The 18,047-nt window shown below is 72.9% G+C and carries 13 protein-coding genes; 7 read left to right on the plus strand and 6 right to left on the minus strand.

Features of this window, described 5'->3' with window-relative positions; translation table 11 throughout:
* The first annotated feature begins 56 nt into the window (after window positions 1-56).
* Complete coding sequence (locus POL72_RS25430; RefSeq protein ID WP_272098153.1) at window positions 57-1,970, plus strand: L,D-transpeptidase; 1,914 nt, start codon at window positions 57-59, stop codon at window positions 1,968-1,970.
* A gap of 41 nt (window positions 1,971-2,011) precedes the next feature.
* Here POL72_RS25430 and POL72_RS25435 read toward each other — a convergent pair whose 3' ends face one another.
* Window positions 2,012-2,728, minus strand: coding sequence for a hypothetical protein (locus tag POL72_RS25435; RefSeq protein ID WP_272098154.1), 717 nt, complete (start codon window positions 2,726-2,728; stop codon window positions 2,012-2,014).
* Window positions 2,729-3,247: 519 nt separating this feature from the next.
* Between POL72_RS25435 and POL72_RS25440 the strand changes: the two genes are divergently transcribed.
* Complete coding sequence (locus tag POL72_RS25440) at window positions 3,248-6,835, plus strand: serine/threonine-protein kinase (protein WP_272098155.1); 3,588 nt, start codon at window positions 3,248-3,250, stop codon at window positions 6,833-6,835.
* A gap of 11 nt (window positions 6,836-6,846) precedes the next feature.
* Here POL72_RS25440 and POL72_RS25445 read toward each other — a convergent pair whose 3' ends face one another.
* The gene (locus POL72_RS25445) at window positions 6,847-8,850 is read right to left on the minus strand and encodes a PAS domain S-box protein (protein WP_272098156.1); all 2,004 of its coding nucleotides are present in this window, start codon (window positions 8,848-8,850) and stop codon (window positions 6,847-6,849) included.
* Between the two features lie 18 nt (window positions 8,851-8,868).
* Window positions 8,869-9,081 carry a hypothetical protein gene (locus tag POL72_RS25450; protein ID WP_272098157.1) on the minus strand — a complete coding sequence of 71 codons (213 nt, stop codon included), beginning with the start codon at window positions 9,079-9,081 and terminating at the stop codon, window positions 8,869-8,871.
* A gap of 309 nt (window positions 9,082-9,390) precedes the next feature.
* Here POL72_RS25450 and POL72_RS25455 point away from each other — a divergent pair, with 309 nt between their 5' ends.
* Window positions 9,391-9,984 carry a hypothetical protein gene (locus POL72_RS25455; protein WP_272098158.1) on the plus strand — a complete coding sequence of 198 codons (594 nt, stop codon included), beginning with the start codon at window positions 9,391-9,393 and terminating at the stop codon, window positions 9,982-9,984.
* Window positions 9,985-10,197: 213 nt separating this feature from the next.
* On the opposite strand, the gene POL72_RS25460 is transcribed toward POL72_RS25455, so the two are convergent.
* Window positions 10,198-13,743, minus strand: a complete 3,546-nt coding sequence (locus POL72_RS25460; RefSeq protein WP_272098159.1) for a serine/threonine-protein kinase — start codon at window positions 13,741-13,743, stop codon at window positions 10,198-10,200.
* 160 nt (window positions 13,744-13,903) lie between these two features.
* Here POL72_RS25460 and POL72_RS25465 point away from each other — a divergent pair, with 160 nt between their 5' ends.
* The 4 genes from POL72_RS25465 to POL72_RS25480 all read left to right on the plus strand — a co-directional run bounded on the left by POL72_RS25465 (window position 13,904) and on the right by POL72_RS25480 (window position 16,394).
* Window positions 13,904-14,137, plus strand: a complete 234-nt coding sequence (locus tag POL72_RS25465) for a MoaD/ThiS family protein (protein WP_272098160.1) — start codon at window positions 13,904-13,906, stop codon at window positions 14,135-14,137.
* A gap of 21 nt (window positions 14,138-14,158) precedes the next feature.
* Entirely contained in the window at window positions 14,159-15,280 is a 1,122-nt protein-coding gene (gene moaA / locus POL72_RS25470; RefSeq protein ID WP_272098161.1) for a GTP 3',8-cyclase MoaA, read from the plus strand.
* A 77-nt stretch (window positions 15,281-15,357) separates the two neighbouring features.
* The gene (gene moaC / locus POL72_RS25475; RefSeq protein WP_272098162.1) at window positions 15,358-15,873 is read left to right on the plus strand and encodes a cyclic pyranopterin monophosphate synthase MoaC; all 516 of its coding nucleotides are present in this window, start codon (window positions 15,358-15,360) and stop codon (window positions 15,871-15,873) included.
* Window positions 15,870-16,394, plus strand: coding sequence for a molybdenum cofactor biosynthesis protein MoaE (locus POL72_RS25480; protein WP_272098163.1), 525 nt, complete (start codon window positions 15,870-15,872; stop codon window positions 16,392-16,394). Before moaC ends, POL72_RS25480 begins: the two co-directional genes overlap by 4 nt.
* A 40-nt stretch (window positions 16,395-16,434) precedes the next feature.
* Here POL72_RS25480 and phoU read toward each other — a convergent pair whose 3' ends face one another.
* The gene (phoU, locus tag POL72_RS25485; RefSeq protein ID WP_044964959.1) at window positions 16,435-17,160 is read right to left on the minus strand and encodes a phosphate signaling complex protein PhoU; all 726 of its coding nucleotides are present in this window, start codon (window positions 17,158-17,160) and stop codon (window positions 16,435-16,437) included.
* A gap of 20 nt (window positions 17,161-17,180) precedes the next feature.
* Window positions 17,181-18,044 (minus strand): phosphate ABC transporter ATP-binding protein PstB, encoded by an 864-nt coding sequence (gene pstB, locus POL72_RS25490; protein WP_272098164.1) that lies wholly within the window; start codon window positions 18,042-18,044, stop codon window positions 17,181-17,183.
* Between the last annotated feature and the right edge of the window lie 3 nt (window positions 18,045-18,047).

The following is an 18,047-nucleotide window of genomic DNA, read 5'->3' on the forward strand; positions in this document are numbered from 1 at the left end:
GTCCGCCGGGTGTTTTGGGCTTTTCGTCGCGCGCCGATTTTGGCAAGTAGGCCCGCATGGGCGCCCTGCTGTCCTCCGGGAAGCCTCACGGTGCGCGGCGCGCGGCGCGCCTCGCTCTCTGTCTCGCTCACCTCGCGGCGCTCACGGCCGCGGCGTGCGGCTGTCGCAAGCCCGCGGACGCCTCCGCGGACGCGGGGGCCGCGGCCCCTGCCGGCGACGCGGGCGCCGACGCGGCCCCCTCGGCGCTCACAGCGACCGAGGGGCAGGCCGCGCCTGCGGCGCCCGCGGCGTCCGCGTGGCCGCCGAGCGACAAACCGCTGCTCGGCGTGACGGCCTTCGTGGCGACCGTCTACAAGGAGCCGCGCGACACGTCGAAGAAGCTCGGGTACCTGCGCGTCGGCTCCAGGGTGCCCCGCTCCGCCGAGCCCGCCGGCACCGCGGGCTGTCCGGGCGGCTGGTATGCGATCGAGCCCCACGGCTACCTCTGCGTTGGCGAGGAGGCGACGCTCGACCTGAACGACCCGATCCTCAAGGCCGCCGGCCCTGGGCCGAACCTGAGGACCGCGCTCCCGTACCGGTACGCCTTCGTCCGCGCGGTGCTGCCGCTCTACCTGCGCGTCCCCACCGCCGAGGAGCAGCGCAAATCGGAGTTCAAGCTCGACGAGCACCTGTCGTGGTTCGAGGAGAACAAGGCGACCGTGCAGCGGGTCGTCCTCGGCGCGAACGACGTGGCGATCGACGCGCGCGGCGTGCCGCTTGCTGGCAAGCAGCTCGGCGAGCTCGGCCTTGGGAAGAACTCGCTCGAGATCGGCGAGGGCGCGCTGCTCGGCGGGGAAGGGGACGGCGACCCGATCCCGTTCTGGCTCGAGGGCGGCAAGCGCCTCATCCGCAACATCAGCGACTTCAAGGTCCCGGACTACGCGGTCTTCGCCGATCGCGCGCGGCGCTTCACGGGGCTGTCGCTGATCGGATCGTTCACGACCGGACCGGAGTCGCTGAGCCGGCGGTTCGCGATCACGACCGATCTCCGGCTCGCGCCTGCGACGAAGATCAAGCCCGACACCGGCTCTCCCTGGCACGGCGTCGAGCTGACCGACGCGCTCACGCTGCCGCTCGCCTTCGTCCGCGCGCGGAGCGCCCGCGACGTCCAGATCCAGGGCGACAAGGCGACGCCGGGCAAGGAGCTGCCGTTCCGGGACATCGTCCCGCTGACCGGCAGGATGCGCCGGATCGAGGGCGTGAAGTACTACCGCACCCGGGATCAGCGGTACGTGAGCCAGCTCGACGTCGGGCTCGCGGTCGCGCCGTCCGCGTGGCCGGAGGTCGCCGAGAAGGGCGAGAAGTGGATCGAGGTGTCGATCACGCACCAGACGCTGGTCCTCTGGGAGGGCAAGCGCCCGGTCTACGCCACGCTGGTCTCGACCGGCCAGGCCGGGGTGGCCGATCCCAAGACCACGACCGCGACGGTGCGCGGCATCTTCCGGATCCGCAACAAGCACATCACGGCGACGATGGACTCGAACGAGTCGTCGAGCGTCGGCGGCCGCGCGGAGACGACCGCCGACGCGCCGTCGGCCTCGCGCGGCGCGAAGCCGGAGAAGGGCGGCTCCTCGAAGGAGCGCTCCTCGAAGAAGCCGGGCGCGAGCGCTGCGGCGAAGCCCGCGGCAGGCGAGAAGGTGGTCCCCCGGAAGGGCGACGGGGAGTACGGCGTGACGCGGCGCCGCGGCGAGGGGACCTATGCCCTCAAGGACGTGCCGTACATCCAGTACTTCGCGAGCGGCTACGCGCTCCACGCCGCGTACTGGCACGACGTCTTCGGCACGCCGCGCAGCCACGGCTGCATCAACCTGTCACCCATCGACGCCCACCGGCTCTTTCTTTGGACCGATCCCCCGGTGCCGCCCGGATGGCACGCCATCAACACAGGCGAAGAGCTGGGCGAAGGAACGACGGTCATCGTGCACGAGTAAGAGACGCGATCGCTGTCTGGATGAAGGGGTGCGGGGGCGCTTCAGTGCTTCGGCGCGGTGCGGAGGAGGTCGGTCAGGGCGTCGTCCGCGGAGGCGGCGAGGGCGTCGAGGAGCGCGGCCAGGCGGGCGTGCTGGTCCGGGGTGAAGGGGGGCATGCCGAAGCGCGCGCGGACGCCTGAGAGGCGAAGAGCTAGGCCGGCGCCGTCCTGGTAGCCGGCGATCCAGGGGCCGCGGAGGAGCTCGTCGCAGATGCGATGGAGCCGCGACTCGAAGGCGGCGCGATCGGCGAGGGCGCCGGCAGGGGAGGGGGCGCGCTGCTGGAAGTGGTGGATCGAGGCGGCGGTCTCGGTCGGGGCGCCGTCGATGGCGTCGAGGCCGGCGCGGAGGTCGTCGAGGAGGGGCGCTAGGCCCGTCCTGCGGACGAGCGCGCCGTCGAGGCACATCTCCCAGAGCACGTGCGCGAACAGCGCGAGCCGGGGCGCGCCGAGCGAGGCGGCGCGCAACGCGGCGGCGAGGCGGCGCTCACCCTCCACGAAGACGGGGGCGGCGTGGAACCAGCGGTCGACGGCGACGTGGTGGTCGATGCCGGCCAGCACCTCGGCGAGGCGGGGCGGCGGGGCGGCAGGGCGATCGGGCGCGCGGGAGGGCCTGACGCGCCGGTCGGCCATGCGCCAGAGGTCCGGGAGCATCGCCGCTGCGCCCGCGGCGGCCGAGCCGAGGTCGCGCGCGGCGAGGTGGCGATGAAGCAGGAAGTTCATGCGTTCAGGATGGCGCTGCCGTCCGCGGCGGTCGACGATGAACCGACGCGGCGCGCTCTCCCTCGCCCTTTCGATTCCCGCTCTGGGGCAAGGGATACTGCTTCTTCGGCGTCCCTGCGCGCCCGTGAGCGCCTGAAGCGCAGGCCGACCGTGACAGGCAAAGAGCGAGTTCGGCCGCTGCGCTCATGTAGGCAAATCAGCGCCGTCGAGCTCGAATCACCGGCCTCATCATGACCCGGCCGGCGGAGGCGGCTCCATGCCAGTCGCCCGTCGCGGCCGTCAGGGCCTCTTTCCCTCCCTGGAGCCGCGGGCGAGGGGATGTGCGAGGCGGGGCGCGCGTGGAGACGGGCCGCTGTCCGAGCACTCTTGCCGCTCGCGCCTCCCACGCGCAGCGAGGGAGGCGCGAGCGGCCCATGCGAGTTCGGCGGGCCCCACGCGCGCCCCGCCTCGCACATCCCCTCGCCCGCGGCCGTTGCTTCTCTTGCTCGGGGTTCGGCGCAACAGGTAGCCTAGGCAACGATGCAGGCCAGCGACCCGTTCGGCTGGGTGGGGTCGATCATCGACGGCCAGTTCGCCGTCGAGGCGCTGGCGGGCGAGGGAGCGTTCGGCGTCGTCTACCGGGCCCGGCACCTCGGCTTCGATGCGCCGGTCGCCGTCAAATGTCTCAAGATCCCCGCGGGTCTAAGCCCTGACCAGCAGGACGGCTTCCTCGCCAAGTTCCGCGAGGAGGCGCGCCTGCTCCACCAGCTCTCGCGCCGGACGATGGGCATCGTCCAGGCGCTCGACATCGGCGCTGCCGCGGCTCCGAAGGGGCCCTGGACGCCGTACATCGTCATGGAGTGGCTGGAGGGCGAGACGCTCGAGCAGGATCTCAAGCGCCGCAGCGCCGAGAAGCTCCCGCCGAGGAGCCTCGGCGACGCGATCCGGCTCCTCGCGCCGGTCGCCTCCGCGCTCGCCGTCGCCCACGACGAGAACGTGTCTCACCGCGACGTCAAGCCGGCCAACCTGTTCCTGCTCGGCGACCGCATGAAGGTGCTCGACTTCGGGCTCGCCAAGGTCTTCTCGGAGACGCCGACGTTCGCAGAGGCGCTCGTCCAGACGGGACGAACGTTCCGCGCCTTCACGCCGCAGTACGGCGCGCCGGAGCAGTTCAGCCCGCGGTTCGGCGCCACGGGGCCCTGGACCGACGTCTATGCGATGGCCCTCATCCTCGTCGAGGTCGCGAGCGGTCAGCCCGCCCTCTCGGGCGGCGACGTCATCCAGCTCTTCGTCGCCTCGAGCGACGAGGCGATCCGGCCGAGCTTCCGTTCCCGCGGGGTGAACGCGAACGCCGACGTCGAGGCGGTCCTCGGCCGCGCGCTCGCGATCAACCCCTCGCAGCGGTTCCACAACCTCGGCGAGATGTGGGCCGCCCTGGAGGCCGCCCACCGCTCCAGCATCGTCGTGGTGGCGCGCGACACCCTGCGCGCGCCCGCCTTCGGCCCGAGCGACACGAACGACGACGCGGACGGGCTGCTCGACCTCGCCACCGTCCACCTGCCGCCGCTGCCGCCGCCGCCGGCGCTGTCGGTCCCGCCGCCGTCGCTGCCGCCGTCGTCGAGGTCGTGGCTGGCGCCGGACAGCAGCGGGATGAGGGGGAGCGTGAGCTCCGATCGCGGCTCGCCGCGGACCCGGGCCGCGCTGCCGTTCGAGGGTGGAGAGCACCGGATCTGCACCGTCCTGTTCGCCGATCTGTCCGAGGCGACCGCGCTCTCGTCGCGGCTCGATCCCGAGGACGTCAAGGACGTCGTCGACCGCTGCTATCAGGAGCTCGCGGAGCACGTCGAGCAGATGCACGGGATCGTCGAGCGGCCGATCGGCGGGCGCGTCATGGCCGTCTTCGGCGTCCCTCGCTCGACCGACAGCGACGCCGAGCGGGCGATCGTCGCGGCGCTCGGCGCGCAGGCCGCGATCCCGCGCCTCGCGCTGCCGCGCGCCGCGCGATCGGTCCGCCTCTCGGTGCGGTTCGGGATCGCGACGGGGCGGGCCTTCGTCGGCGCGGGAGGCTCGGCGCGTCAGGACCTCGCCGTCATCGGCGACGCGGTCGACGGCGCGGGGCGCCTGCAGCAGCTCGCGCCGCGCGGCGCGATCGTGATCGGCCGCGACACCCACCGCCTCGTCCTCGGGCGCTTCCACGTCGAGCCGATCGACGCGGGCGCGGGTGCGGTCCGGGCGCCGGCGGCGCCTCCGGCGTCCACCGCTCACGGCGCGGCGCAGCCGATCTACCGCGTGCTCGGCGAGGCGCCGCTCCACCACGCGTTCGCGCCGCCCGATTTCCATGGGCTCTCGACGCGCCTCGTCGGGCGCGGCGCGGAGATGCAGCGCCTGTGTGATCTCGTCGAGACCGCCTTCCACGAGCGGCGGCCGCGCCTCATCACGCTGGTCGGCGCGCCCGGCGTGGGACGGACGCGGATGCTCGCAGAGCTCTTCGCGGGCCTCCGCGACGGCGGCGCCGGGGGCGGCGCGCCCTCCTCGGAGCGCGGGTACGCGCTCGCGCCGCCCGGGGAGCTGCTCACCCTCTCGGCGCAGTGCTCGGCGCTCGCGCAGGAGTCGAGCTATGGCCTGGCCGGCGCGCTGCTCCGCCGCTGGTTCGGGATCCACGAGGCCGATCCAGCCCAGGTCATCCTGCGCAAGCTGCGCCGCGGTCTGCGCTGGATCCGGCTGCGCGCCGCGCGCGCCCGCGTCCGCGCCGAGCGGGAGGCCGCCGGGGCGGGGGCCAGGGCCGCCGCGCTCGGGGGCGCGTCGCCCATCGTGACCCGCGCGTCGTCCGTCCCGCTCCGAGGGCCGATCAGCTCGACCGTCAGCGGGCGCAGGGGAGCCGGGGCGGCGCGGTACGAGGACGACGACGAGCTCGATCCGTCGCCCTCGCTGTCGAGGCCGAGCGGGGGGAGCGACCTCGAGGAGATCCTCGCCCGGCTGGCGGCGATCCTGGGCGCGCGGCCTGCGCCCGCAGGGCTGCTCGAGGCCGCGGCGCGCGGCAGCGTGCTGGCGAGGCGCCGGATCGCCTCCGCGCTCGTGCTGCTCGTCACCTTCGCCCTCGAGCGGACGCCGATGGTGATCGTGTGCGACGACCTGCAGTGGGCCGACGACGCGACGCTCGACCTCGTCGAGGAGCTCGTGGCGCACGCCGAGGGGCTGCCGCTCTGCATGGTGTGCACCGCGCGCCCCGAGCTCTACGAGCGCCGCCCCGACTGGGGCGTCGGGAAGGAAGCGTACGTCCGCGTCGACGCGTCACCGCTCGCGCGGCGGCACGCGGAGGAGATGATCCGGGATCGGCTCCGCGGCGCCTCCGCGCTCGATCTCGAGCTCGTGCGCGCGATCGCCGAGCGCTCCGAGGGCAACCCGCGAACCGTGGAGGAGACCCTCCACCTGCTCGTGGACGCCGGCGCCATCGAGGCCCAGGAGGGCGCGTGGCACGTCCGTGACGACGCGCTCAGCGCGCTGAGCCTGCCGCCGGCGGTGCACGGCGTGGTCCAGGCGCGCCTCGACCGCCTGGACGAGGCCGCGCGCGGCCTCCTCGCGCAGGCCGCGGTCGTCGGCCGGACCTTCTGGGAGGGCGCGGTCGAGCGGCTCCGGAACGACGCCCCGCAGGCGCGCTCGCCGATGTCGAGCGAGCGCATCCTCGCGGAGCTCCAGGATCTCGATCCGCCGTTCTCGGTGCGCCACGGCGGCAGCGCGTCCACCGCCGAGCTGCTCGCGCGCCTCTGCGAGCGCCAGCTGATCCGGCTCCGCTCCCCCGCGTCGTTCCCCGGCGAGCGCGAGTACGTGTTCGTGGAGCAGGCGACGTGCGAGGTCGCCTACGAGATGCTGAGCCTCAAGATCCGCCGGCGGATCCACCTGCTCGTCGCCGACTGGATCGAGCACCGCGCCCCGAACGCGGCGGCGCGCGACGAGGGCGCCGCCCTCCTCGCCCACCACTATGAGCGGGGCGGCGATCTGCGGGCGGCCGCGGCGGCGTACGACCGCGCCGCGGCGCACGCCACCGCGATCGGCGAGGGCGCCGCGGCGGCGCGCCACGCGGCGCGCGCCCGGGAGCTCCACGACGAGCTCGCGGCCGACGACGCGTAGGCAGGCCGCCGCTACCGCGCCTTGCCGCGCGCGTTCGGCAGCCGGGCGCCCGACACGACCAGCGCGTGGCGCAGGGCGTCCTCGAGCGCGCCGAAGGTCTCGAGCATCCGCGCGTCGCTTCCCAGCGTCACGATGGCCTGCGCGACCCCGGGGGAGATGCCCGACACGAGGCAGCGGCTGCCGAGCAGGCTCGCGGCCCGGGCCACCTGGAACAGGTGGTCGACCGTCGGCGTGTCCGCGACCTCCACGCCGGTCAGATCGAGCACGGCGAAGTGGGCCTGCGTGCGGACGATCTCCCCGAGCAGCTTCTCCATGATGTCCGTGGCCCGGACGCCGTCGAGCGCGCCGATGATGGGCAGCACGAGGACGCCCTCCCACGCCTGGATGATCGGCGTCGACAGCGCGCGGATCGCCTCCTGCTGCTGGCGCAGGACGCTCGCGGTCCGCTCGCGTTCGGCGTTCTCCGCGGCGAGCATCCGGTTCTTGCCTTCCAGCTCCTCGGCGTACACCTCGAGGCGCTCGATCGACTGGCGCAGCTGATCTTCGAGCCGCTTGCGCTCGGTGGTGTCCCGCATCGTCACGGCGACGCCGCCCTGGATCGGCACGATCTGATGGTGCACCCAGACGCCCGGGCGCGACGCCTGGGCGGTCGGCGCGGGCAGGAGGATCTCCTCCTCGATCGGCGCCCCCTTCCGGAGGCCGCGCAGGCACCTCGCGAGGAGGACGCCGGCCTCGACCGAGTGGACGAGCTCCGAGAGCCGCTGGCCGAGGAGCTGCTCGCGCGGCATCGACAGCATCGTCGCGGCGCGCGCGTTGAGCCCCGTGATCACGAAATCGGAGATCTCCTCGCTGTCGTCGCGGCGGGAGGCCAGCGTGAGGAACGCGTCCATGCTGGCCTCGACGGCCGCGTGGAAGCGCGCCTCGCTCTCCCGGCGCTGCTCCTCGGCGCGCCGGCGCTCGGTGATGTTCTCCCCCACGATGAGCGCGTTCGTGACCTCGTCGGCCCCGCGGATCGCGCTGACGTGGTTCGCGTACCACGCCCGCCCGCCGTTCGCCCCGAGGCCGACCACCTCGTAGCTCGCGCGGCCCCCCTCCTGGAGCACCGTCCGGAGCGCCTCCCTCACCGTGGCGTGGTACTCCGGCGCCGTGAAATCGTAGAGGCTCCGGCCGACGATGCTCTCCTCCCGGACCCCGGGAGACGGCCGGTTCACCGAGACGATGCGCGCGTCCTTGTCGACGACCACCAGGTGGTGCGGGATGCCGTCGTAGAGCGCCCGCAGCTTCTCCTCGGACTCACGGAGCGCGATCTCGGCGGTCTTGCGCCGCGTAACGTCGCGGGCGACGAAGTAGACGAGCCCCTCGTCGAGCGCGAGCATCGCGTTCCACTCGAGCCACCGGTACGAGCCGTCCTTGCAGAGGAAGCGGTTCTCGTAGGTGATCGTCTGCGCGCCCGTCGAGAACGTGTCTGTCTCCGAGAGGGTGCGCGCCTTGTCCTCGGGGTGGATGAACTCGAGGTAGGGCCGCGCCATCAGCTCCTGGCGGCTGAACCCGAGCGTGCGCTCCCACGAGGGGCTGAGCTCCTTGAACCGCCCGTCGAGCGTCGCGGCGCCGAGCATGTCGACGGCGAGCGCGTAGAGCCGCCGCTGCTCCTTGTCCTCTTCGCGCACGACCGCGCGCAGGATCGGCCCTGCTCGGTCGGGGAGGGGGAGCCGCGCGATCTGCGTGTCGGCCTGGATGAAGTCCCCGCCTGGGCGCCGGTAGAGCCACCGAAACCGCTGCGGCTCGCCCCGGCCCGCCGCGTCGAGCCGCTGCGCGAGGCCTTCGGCGGAGGCCTGTCCGTCGGGCTGCAGGAGCGGCGCGAGGTCCGCGAGCTCCCGTCCGACGAGGCCGTCCGCGGACCCGGCGAGCAGCCGGATCGCGCTCGGGTTGGCGTCGATCACGCGGCCGTTCTCCAGGAGGAGGAGCGCGTCTTCGGCCGCCTCGAACGCGGCGCGGTGGAGATCAGGCTGGCTCATCGTGGGCGCCGCAGGGTGTCAGGAGCGCCGTGCCGCCGGGTTGTCCTCTCGATCTCGATCGCCAATCAGCACCTCGAGCGGCCGCCGACACCCCCGCTCGGTCGCTGCCGCCAGCGGCGCATTGTGCAGGAAGCCTCGGTCGAGGTCCATGAGCCCGCGCGCGGCTCGGCGCGGGCCGTTGTCGTCGTCGCCGTCCTCGTCGTCTTCGTCCCCGTGCGTTTCGTCTCTCATCCGCTCCCTGGTTCGGGATCCGTTCCGGTGCAGGCCGCTCGCGCGGCGGCATTCGAGCGCTGTTGCCTTCGTCAATGTTGTCTGCCTGCCACCTGCTGGCGACGGCCTCTCGCGTGCTGCGGGCGCCGTGGTAGCGTTGGTCTGTATCGCGGGGGGTTCCTTCTGCGCTGCCTGTCGGCAGGCAGCTCTCGCGCGGTGCGAGGGGGTTCGATGATCTCAGAGGCGTGCGGGCTCTGCGCTTGGCCGGCGAGCCTTCTCGTCGACGACGTACAGCGGCACAAGAGTGCGCTCCTGGACATGGCGCTGCAGATGCGTGCGGACGACAAAGAGCCGCTCGCGCGCGTGGCCTTCCGGGGCGCGCTCTACTGGCAGCGCTGGCTCCTGACGAAGGAGCCTGGGCTCCACGAGGAGGCTCGGGTCGTCTCCGGGCTCGAGTTCGCCCGAGAGGCTGGCGACTGGAAGGAGGCCGACATGCTCCTTGCCCACGCCGACGGCTCGAGCGCCCTCGCCGGTCTGCCGTTCGTCGATCACTGGAAGGCGCTCGTCGCGCAGCACTTGCCGGAGCAGGTGAGCGACGAGCACGAGCTCGAGGAGACGTTCCAGGAGTTCCGGCGGCACCCCAGCGAGGAGGCCGCGGAGAGCGTGCGGCGCTGCGCCACGGCGATCGCGCCCCTCGGGTCGCCGGTCCCGGTGCACAGCCTCCTTGCGCGTGTGGCGATGGATCTCGGCCAGACCGAGGAGGCGGAGTTCCACCTCGCCGCGCTCGTCGTCTGCAGGCCGCTCTGGATCCCCTACGTCGTGCAGCTGGCCGAGCACCAGGCGAGGCTCGATCTGCCGCGCGCCCTCCGCACGATCGAGGACGCGCGCCGCCTCTTCGGCCCCGACTTCTGGCTCCCTCTTTGAGCGGGGCTCACCCGCTTCGGATACGGGCCCATCTCGGCGTTTTCGGTGCTCAGCGCACGGGAGTGCGCCTGCGCGCCGAAAACGCCGATCTGGACCCGTCTCCTGTGCGGGTGAGCCCCGCTCGGCGACGCAGCTCGGGAGAGCGTCAGCCGTCGACGGCCTTTGATCCTTTGGAGCGCACTTGTGGCCGGATCCAGTGCCCCCGGCCTCGCCTCAGGCGCTCTCGAGCGTGCGCATCCAGCCGCTGATCCGCGTCCCCGCCGGCTTGGGCCAGCCCATCCGCGCGAAGCGCTCGAGGAGCTGCGGCGTATGGTCTCCGGTGCGGCTGTCCTTGAAGGCCGCCCGCGCCGCGTCGAGCTCGCGCGCCGCCTCGTGGAAGCGCCCCTCGTGGTACGCGAGCCACGCGAGCGTCAGGTGCCGGTGCTGCCGGGGCTCCGCCTCCGCGAGCGCCACCGCCTCGCACGCCATCAGGTGCTCGCGAGCGAGCTCCGCGTCCCCGCGGTGGAGCGCGATCTGCGCGAAGAGCAGCCGCGCCTCCACCAGGCCCCACGGATCCCCGAGCCGCTCGAAGAGCCTGCCGGCGGCGAGCGCGTGCTCCTCGGCGAGCTCCGGCGCGCCCGCGTCGAGCGCCACCATCGAGAGGAGGCGCTCGCACCCGGCCTCGCCGCGCGGGTTCGCGACGTCGCGGAAGCTCTGCCGCGCCGCGAGCGCGCCCGAGCGCGCCGCCTCGAAGTTGCCGACGCGGTGGTCCGAGTGCGACAGCGCGAGGTCGCACTGCGCGAGCCCGAGCCGGTAGCCGATGGCGTCGAAGTCGGCGTGCGCGGTCGTGAGCAGCGCGCGCGCCGCCTCCGAGGTCGCCCCGGCCTGCTCGACCATGCTCTGCAGCAGCAGGCACTGCGCCCGGCCGAGCCGATCGCCGACCTCCATGAACCTCGACGCCCCGGACGCCAGCACCGCCCGCGCCCGCGCGTGCTCGCCGAGCAGGTAGTCGATCTCGCCGAGCAGCACCTCGCACTGCGCCTGCCCGTGGCCGTGGCCGATCTCGTCGAAGATCGCGTGCGCTCGCGCCACGAGCCGCCGGCCCTGCGCCTCCGCGCCGAGGTCCGACGCGATGTGCCCGAGCAGGCGCAGGCAGTGCGCCTGGTTCTCGCGGTCGCCGGCTTGCTCGAAGATACGCCGCGCGTCCTCGGCGTCGCGCCGCGCCTCGTCGAGCCTCCCCGCCAGCCGCAGCGCCTCGCCGCGGAAGCGCAGCTGCGTCCCGAGGCGCGTCCCCGTCAGCACGGGCCGCGCGTCCACCCCGCCCCGGAGGCCCGGGCGCGAGTCGCTCCCCCCGGGCAACTTGCCGTCGAGCACGGCGAGGTCGCGGAGCGTCGCCGCGATGTCGCGCGAGCTCTGCCAGTGCGCCGCCACGTGCGCGTGCATGAGCGCCGCGGCCTCGTCGGTGTCGCCGGCGCGCAGCAGGCTGACCACCCGGTGCCGGAGGATGCGGCGGCTCGACGCGGCCGGGTGCGCCCCGAGCGCGTCGGCGGCGGCGCGGAACACGCGGGCCGCGTCCGGCTCGAGGAAGAGCTGCGAGAGGAGGTGCTCCTGGAGCAGCGCGTGCGGCCAGCGCAGGCGATCGCCCACGGCGAGGAGGATCTGGGCGCGCTGCATGGACGCGATCGCCCGGTCCGCCGAGATGTCGAGCGAGGTGAGCAGCGCGCGCAGGATCTCGCGCCGGATGTCGCCGCCGAGCGCGGCGGCGGCGCGCGCGCCGGTGCGGAGCTCCTCGGGCAGCGCCGCGAGGCGCTCTTCCCAGAGGTCGGCGGTGGTCGCCGCCTGCACGGCCATCGACGCCCTCGGCACGAAGTACTTGCCCGCGCGCAGCTGGAGGTGGCCGCCGCCTGCCCACGCGTGCAGCAGCTGCAGCGCGAAGAGCGGGTTCCCCTTGCTGCGGGCCGTCGCCGCCTCGGCCGCCGCGTCGTCGAGCGGCAGCGTCTCCCGGAGCAGCGCGTGCGTCTGCGTGGGGTTCAGCGGGGCGACGTCGAGCCGCTCCCCGACGTAGGCCGCGAGCGCCCCCTCGATGCGCCTCGCCGCCACCGGATCGCACTCGACCGCCTCGCTCCTGACCGTCGCCACGACGAGGAGGCCCAGGTTCGGCGCGTCGCGGTGGAGCGTCATGAGCCCCTCGAACGTGGTCGAGGAGGCGTAGTGCAGGTCGTCGAGCCAGAGCAGCACCGGCCGGTCCCGGCCGATCCTCTCCAGGGTCTTGCGGATGATCAGCCAGCGGAGCTCGGGGCGGTCCAGGCGGAAGCGCTTCCCCGTCGGGCCGACCGCCTCGCTGCCCGGAGGCGACGGCTTGATCCACTCGGCGGTCGCCGCGACCCACGTCTTGCCGACCTCGTCCTCGGGCGGGACCTCCCAGAGGTTCATCAGCACCTTCTCGACGATCTCGCGCTCGGCCCGCTCCAGCCGGTAGTGCTGGGTCACCGCGCCGAGCACGCCGTCGAGCGGCGCCGCGATGCGCCGGTAGCGCGCGCGGAGCGGCACCATGAGCGCCCGCTCGTGGACCTCCTCGCAGAGCCACTCGGCCAGCCGGCTCTTGCCGACGCCGGCCTCGCCCGCGAGCAGGACGAACCGGTGCATCGCCTTCGGCGCGTCGACCATCTCGGCCACGACCTCCATGAGCCGCGCCCGCTCCCCGGTCCGCGCGACGAACGGGCTCGGCCGGAGCGCGAGCAGCCCGGTGGTCGTCACGGACGGCGGCGGGTCGTCGTCTGGAGGCTCGATGAGCTCGGGCGTGAGCAGCTCCTTGCGGCTCGGGGGCAGACGGCCGCTCGTCAAGAGGGCGATCGGCAGCGGCGTCGCTGTCACGTTCTCGTTGTTGCGCGGCTCGAACCGCTTCCACACCCGCCGCGCGTCGCCAGCGAAATCGAAGCGGTGCCAGGGCCGCTTCGCGAGCAGCCGCTTCGCGAACTTCGCGACGTCGCCCGGCACCACCGGGGGGAGGGGCAGGTCCGGGATCGACGCGCTCCGGTGCTGCTGGAGGAGCTCGTCGTTGTTGCCGTCGTAGACCTCGCCGCCGGCGAGCAGGGCGTAGAGGATGCAGCCGAGCGCGTAGAGGTCCGTCGGCGGTCCGACGTGGGGCGCCGCGAACCGGATCTGCTCGGGCGCCATCCAGCCCGGGGTGCCCGCGCCCCAGCGCACCGTGGGTTCGCTCTCCCTGGAGCCGTCGAGCCGGTGATCGACCCGGTCCTGGATGAGCCAGGCGAGCCCGAGGTCGAGCACGTGCACGAGCGGCGGCTCGCCCCCGTGCTGCAGATCGACGAGGACGTTGGACGGCTTCAGGTCCCCGTGGATCACGCCCCGCGCGTGCGCGTGCGCCAGCGCGCCGAGCACCTGGTCGATGACGCTCCAGATGATCGGCCAGGGCAGCGGGTCCTCGAGCCGCGCGAGGTAGAGCCACTCGTGGAGCGATCGCCCCGGGACGGCGTCCATCACGAGGTACGGCGTCCCGTTGCTGAGCGCCCCGAAGTCGCGGGCCTTGACGAGCGCCGGATGGGAGAGCCCGGCGAGCGCCCTGGCTTCTTCCTGGAACCACCAGGCGTCCTCGGGGCGGGCCGCCGCGCCTGGCCGGTCGAGCAGCTTCACGGCCACGCGCTCGTCGAGCACGAGATCGCGGCAGAGATAGACGACGCCCATACCGCCGCGACCCAGCTCTCGGCGGACCTGATAGCGACCGGCCAGGATCGTGCCCGGCAAAAAGCCTTCTTCCGACATGACGGTGAGCCGCCCGATGATAGCCGTGCCGGCCGGGCCCGGTAGACTCGAATCTCGCCAGGCGCCAGGCGCCAGGGCGGCCCGAGGTCGCTTGGCGGCAGTTCGTCGTGTCGGGTCAGCGGAGCGATGCTAGGTTGCGGTGATGGATGCAGCGGTACGCGTGCTTGCATTCGCTGGCGCGAGGGATGTGCTGGGCACCGGAGAAGTGGCGCTGCCGCTGGCTGGTCCCTGCACCGCAGCGGAGCTCCTGGAGCACGTCTGTGCTCGCTATCCGGGGCTCGGCCCCTACAAGGGATCCATCCGGGTGGCCGTGAACGGCGTCTATGCGACGCCGAGCGATCCTGTAGGTTTCGGTGACGAGGTCGCGCTCATCCCGCCGGTGGCGGGCGGCTAGAGGACCGGAGAGGGACGCTGCATGCCTTCTTCTATTGGTGCCCTCGATCCTGCGCGCAACGCCGGCGACGCGCCGGCCGAGCGGAGGCGATCGCTGCCGCTCGTCGGCGGCGGAGAGGCCGGGCGACGCGCCGCCGTGATCCCGTACCGCGACGGCGCCCGCGAGGCCGCTGGCGCGCACGCGGGGCCCGCACCGCGGAGCGCGCGCATCTCGGTCACGGATCGGTGCGACTTCGCGTGCACCTACTGCCGCCCGTCGCGGCATGACGGCTACGCCGACGGCAAGCTCATGACGGCCGCCTGGCGCACCATGTTCGAGGCCCTGCGCGACGCCGGCGTCCGGCGCGTGCGCCTGACCGGCGGCGAGCCGCTGCTCCACCCCGAGATCGTGTCGATCGTCGGGTGCCTCGCCTCGCTCGGCTTCGAGGATCTGGCCCTCACGACGAACGCGTCGCAGCTCGCGCGGCTCGCCGGGCCGCTGCGCGCCGCCGGGCTGCACCGGCTGAACGTCTCGATCGACACCCTCGATCCTGCGCGCTTCCACGAGGTGACCCGGGGCGGCGAGCTCGCCCGGGTGCTCGACGGCATCGACGCCGCGATCGCGGCGGGCTTCTCGCCGATCAAGCTGAACACGGTGGTCCTCCGCGGCGTGAACGACGACGAGATCGAGCGGCTCGCGCTGTGGGCCTGGGAGCGCCGGATGGTGCCGCGCTTCCTCGAGGTGATGCCGATCGCCGAGGGCGCTCGGCTCGTCGGCAAGCACCTCGTCACCGCGGCCGAGATGAGGGCGCGCCTCGCCGAGCACCTCCTCCCCGAGGAGGCGGCGGCCGAGCCCGGCCTCGGCCCGGCCAGGTACGTCCGCGCTCGCCGCGACCCGTCGCTCCGCGTGGGCTTCATCACGGGCACGAGCGACACGTTCTGCGAGAGCTGCGATCGCCTGCGCGTCTCCTCGACGGGCGTGCTCCGGCCGTGCCTCGCCACGGACGACGGCGTCGACGCCTCGCGCGAGGCGAAGATCGGCGATCGCGAGGCGATCCGCCTGCGCCTGGACGAGGCGTGGCGCCTCAAGCCGGACGGCAAGGTCTGGAAGGGCTGCACCGAAGAGACGGCCTCCGCTGTGTCGATCCGCGCGATCGGCGGCTGAAGGAGCGGGCGATCGGCGCGGGGCCGGATCACGTTCGGCTACCGGTCCTCGGGGCCGCCGTGTCAGATTCCGGGGCGATGCCGCGAACCCCTGATCGACCCCGCGAGGGCGAAGCGCTCTCGACTCACCTCTCTCCGAGCGGCGAGGCCCGCATGGTGCCTGTCGAAGGCAAGCCTGTCACGCACCGCCGCGCGGTCGCGTCCGGCGCCGTCCTGATGCGCCACGAGACGATCGCCCGGGTCGCGCGCGACGACGCCCCGAAGGGCGACGTCCTGGCCGCGGCGCGGATCGCCGGGATCATGGCGGCGAAGCGCACGCCGGAGCTCATCCCGCTCTGCCACGGCATCGCGCTCACGCACGTCTCGGTCTCGCTCGACGTGGACGAGCCGTCCGCGTCGATCCGGGTGACCGCCGCCGCGGAGGCGGTGGATCGCACCGGCGTCGAGATGGAGGCCATGGTCGCGGTGAGCGCCGCGTGCTTGACGATCTACGACATGCTCAAGGGGATCGATCGCGAGATGGTGATCTCGGACATCAAGCTCCTCGAGAAGAGCGGGGGCCGGTCCGGCCATTTCCAGCGGAGCGCGCCGTGAGCCGGATCCGCGCCGAGCCGCTCCGACTCGACGAGCTCATCGCCGCGGTGTCTCACCCTGGCGCGGGCGGCATCGCCACGTTCCTGGGCGTGGTGCGCGACGTCAACGAGGGCCGTTCGGTCACGCTGCTGGAGTACGAGGCCTACGGGACGATGGCCGAGGCCGAGCTGGAGCGGGTCCTGTCGGAGATCGCGGCAGAGCTCCCCGGCGTGCGCGTCGCCGCGACGCACCGGGTGGGCGCCCTCCACGTCGGCGACGTCGCCGTGGCCTGCGCCGCGAGCGCGCCGCACCGGGCAGAGGCCTTCCGCGGGTGCCGCCTGCTCATCGATCGCATCAAGGAGCGCCTGCCGATCTGGAAGCGTGAGCACGGGCCGGACGGCCCGTACTGGGTCGGATGGGAGGACGCCCGCTGCGCCGGCGAGCACGGGCACGAGGCGCCCCACGGGCACGCGCACGGCGATGAGGAGCCCCACGGGCACGGCCACGGCGGGACGGCGCCTCCGGGCAGCGCAGGCGCCTAGCGCAGGCCGGGCAGGCGCCTAGCGCAGGCCGGGCAGGCGCCTAGCGCAGGCGAAGCCCGGCCGGCGGCGGCGAGGAGAGCGGGTCGTTCTCCTTCAGGCGGTTGTGGTGCCGGATGTCCGTCCCCTTGACGAGGAAGACGACCGACTCCGCGATGTTCATCGCGTGATCGGCGATGCGCTCCAGGTACTTGGCGATCGACTGGATGCGCGTGGCCCTGTACACCGTGCTCGGATCGCGGCTCATGACGAGGAGCACCTCCTGGAAGATGCGGGCGTAGTGCTCGTCGATCACGTCATCGCGCGTGAGCAGCTGGTTCGCTCGCTCGCAGTCGCGGGCGACCAGCGCGTCCAGCGCCTCGTGCACCACCTCGATCGCCTCGTCCGCGAGGCCTTGCAGATCCGCCACCGGCGCGAGCGGCGGCTCCTCGTTGAGCTCCTGCACACGCTCGCAGACGTTCACAACGAGGTCGCCGACCCGCTCCAGATCGGTGACGATCTTGAGCGCCGTGGTGACGAAGCGCAGGTCGGACGCCACGGGCTGGCGGGTCGCGAGGATCCTCATACAGAGCTCGTCGACCTCGCACTCGAGGCGGTTGATCCGGCGATCGAGCCGGATCGTCGCCTTGGCGAGGCCCGTGTCGCGCGTCGTGAGCGCGGTCGAGCCTTTCTGGATCATCTCCTCGACGAGGCTCCCCATGAGCAGCAGCTTCTCGCGAAGCGTGCGTAGCTCGTGCTCGTAGACCTTGCTCGTGTGCGACGTCGGCATGACTCTATCCCCCGCTTCCATCAGCCGAACTTCCCGGTGACGTAGTCTTCCGTCTTGCTCTCCTTGGGGTTGGTGAAGATGGTCTGGGTCCTGTCGAACTCCACCAAGTCCCCCATGTAGAAGAAGGCGGTATAGTCAGAGCACCGGGCGGCCTGCTGCATGTTGTGTGTTACGAGCACGCAAGTATACCGCTCTTTCAGCTCGTCGATGAGCTCCTCGACGCGCGCGGTCGCGATGGGATCGAGCGCCGAGCACGGCTCGTCGAGCAGGATCACGTCCGGCTCCACCGCGAGGACGCGGGCGATGCAGAGCCGCTGCTGCTGGCCGCCCGAGAGAGATAGCCCGGACTGATCGAGCTTGTCCTTCACCTCGTCCCAGAGCGCGACTTGGCGCAGGCACTTCTCGACGAGGCCTGTGGGATCCTTGACGGAGATGCCGTTCAGCTTGTGTCCAGCGAGGACGTTCTCGCGGATGGACATGGTTGGAAACGGGTTGGGTTTCTGGAACACCATGCCGACGCGCCGCCGCAGCCGCACCGGGTCGACGGCTTTGTCATAGATGTTCACGCCGTCGATCATGACGGAGCCCTTCGCCGAGGCCCCGGGCACCTGCTCGTGCATCCGGTTGAGACATCGCAGGAACGTCGACTTACCGCACCCGGACGGGCCGATGACCGCTGTGACCTGGCCGTCGGGGATATCCAGCGTGATGTCGTGGATGGCGTGGAACTTATGAAAATAGGCGTTGAGCCGAGTGACGCTGATCTTGGCAGGCGGCGCCTCGTCTCCTGGCTCGATGGAGCGGCTGTCGATGCCGTCCGTGTCGAGCCCGCTGCGGCGTTCCCCGGACCGTCCTTTGTGGTGCAGTGAGTCGAACGAGCTCATCGA

This window comes from Sorangium aterium (assembly GCF_028368935.1).
GTDB lineage: Bacteria > Myxococcota_A > Polyangia > Polyangiales > Polyangiaceae > Sorangium > Sorangium atrum.

Bases quoted from the DNA above. Each gene is read 5' to 3' on its own strand.
- POL72_RS25430 (WP_272098153.1), top strand. From the start codon at position 57: ATGGGCGCCCTGCTGTCCTCCGGGAAGCCTCACGGTGCGCGGCGCGCG.
- POL72_RS25435 (WP_272098154.1), bottom strand. From the start codon at position 2,728: ATGAACTTCCTGCTTCATCGCCACCTCGCCGCGCGCGACCTCGGCTCG.
- POL72_RS25440 (WP_272098155.1), top strand. From the start codon at position 3,248: ATGCAGGCCAGCGACCCGTTCGGCTGGGTGGGGTCGATCATCGACGGC.
- POL72_RS25445 (WP_272098156.1), bottom strand. From the start codon at position 8,850: ATGAGCCAGCCTGATCTCCACCGCGCCGCGTTCGAGGCGGCCGAAGAC.
- POL72_RS25450 (WP_272098157.1), bottom strand. From the start codon at position 9,081: ATGAGAGACGAAACGCACGGGGACGAAGACGACGAGGACGGCGACGAC.
- POL72_RS25455 (WP_272098158.1), top strand. From the start codon at position 9,391: ATGCGTGCGGACGACAAAGAGCCGCTCGCGCGCGTGGCCTTCCGGGGC.
- POL72_RS25460 (WP_272098159.1), bottom strand. From the start codon at position 13,743: ATGTCGGAAGAAGGCTTTTTGCCGGGCACGATCCTGGCCGGTCGCTAT.
- moaA (WP_272098161.1), top strand. From the start codon at position 14,159: ATGCCTTCTTCTATTGGTGCCCTCGATCCTGCGCGCAACGCCGGCGAC.
- moaC (WP_272098162.1), top strand. From the start codon at position 15,358: ATGCCGCGAACCCCTGATCGACCCCGCGAGGGCGAAGCGCTCTCGACT.
- phoU (WP_044964959.1), bottom strand. From the start codon at position 17,160: ATGCCGACGTCGCACACGAGCAAGGTCTACGAGCACGAGCTACGCACG.
- pstB (WP_272098164.1), bottom strand. From the start codon at position 18,044: ATGAGCTCGTTCGACTCACTGCACCACAAAGGACGGTCCGGGGAACGC.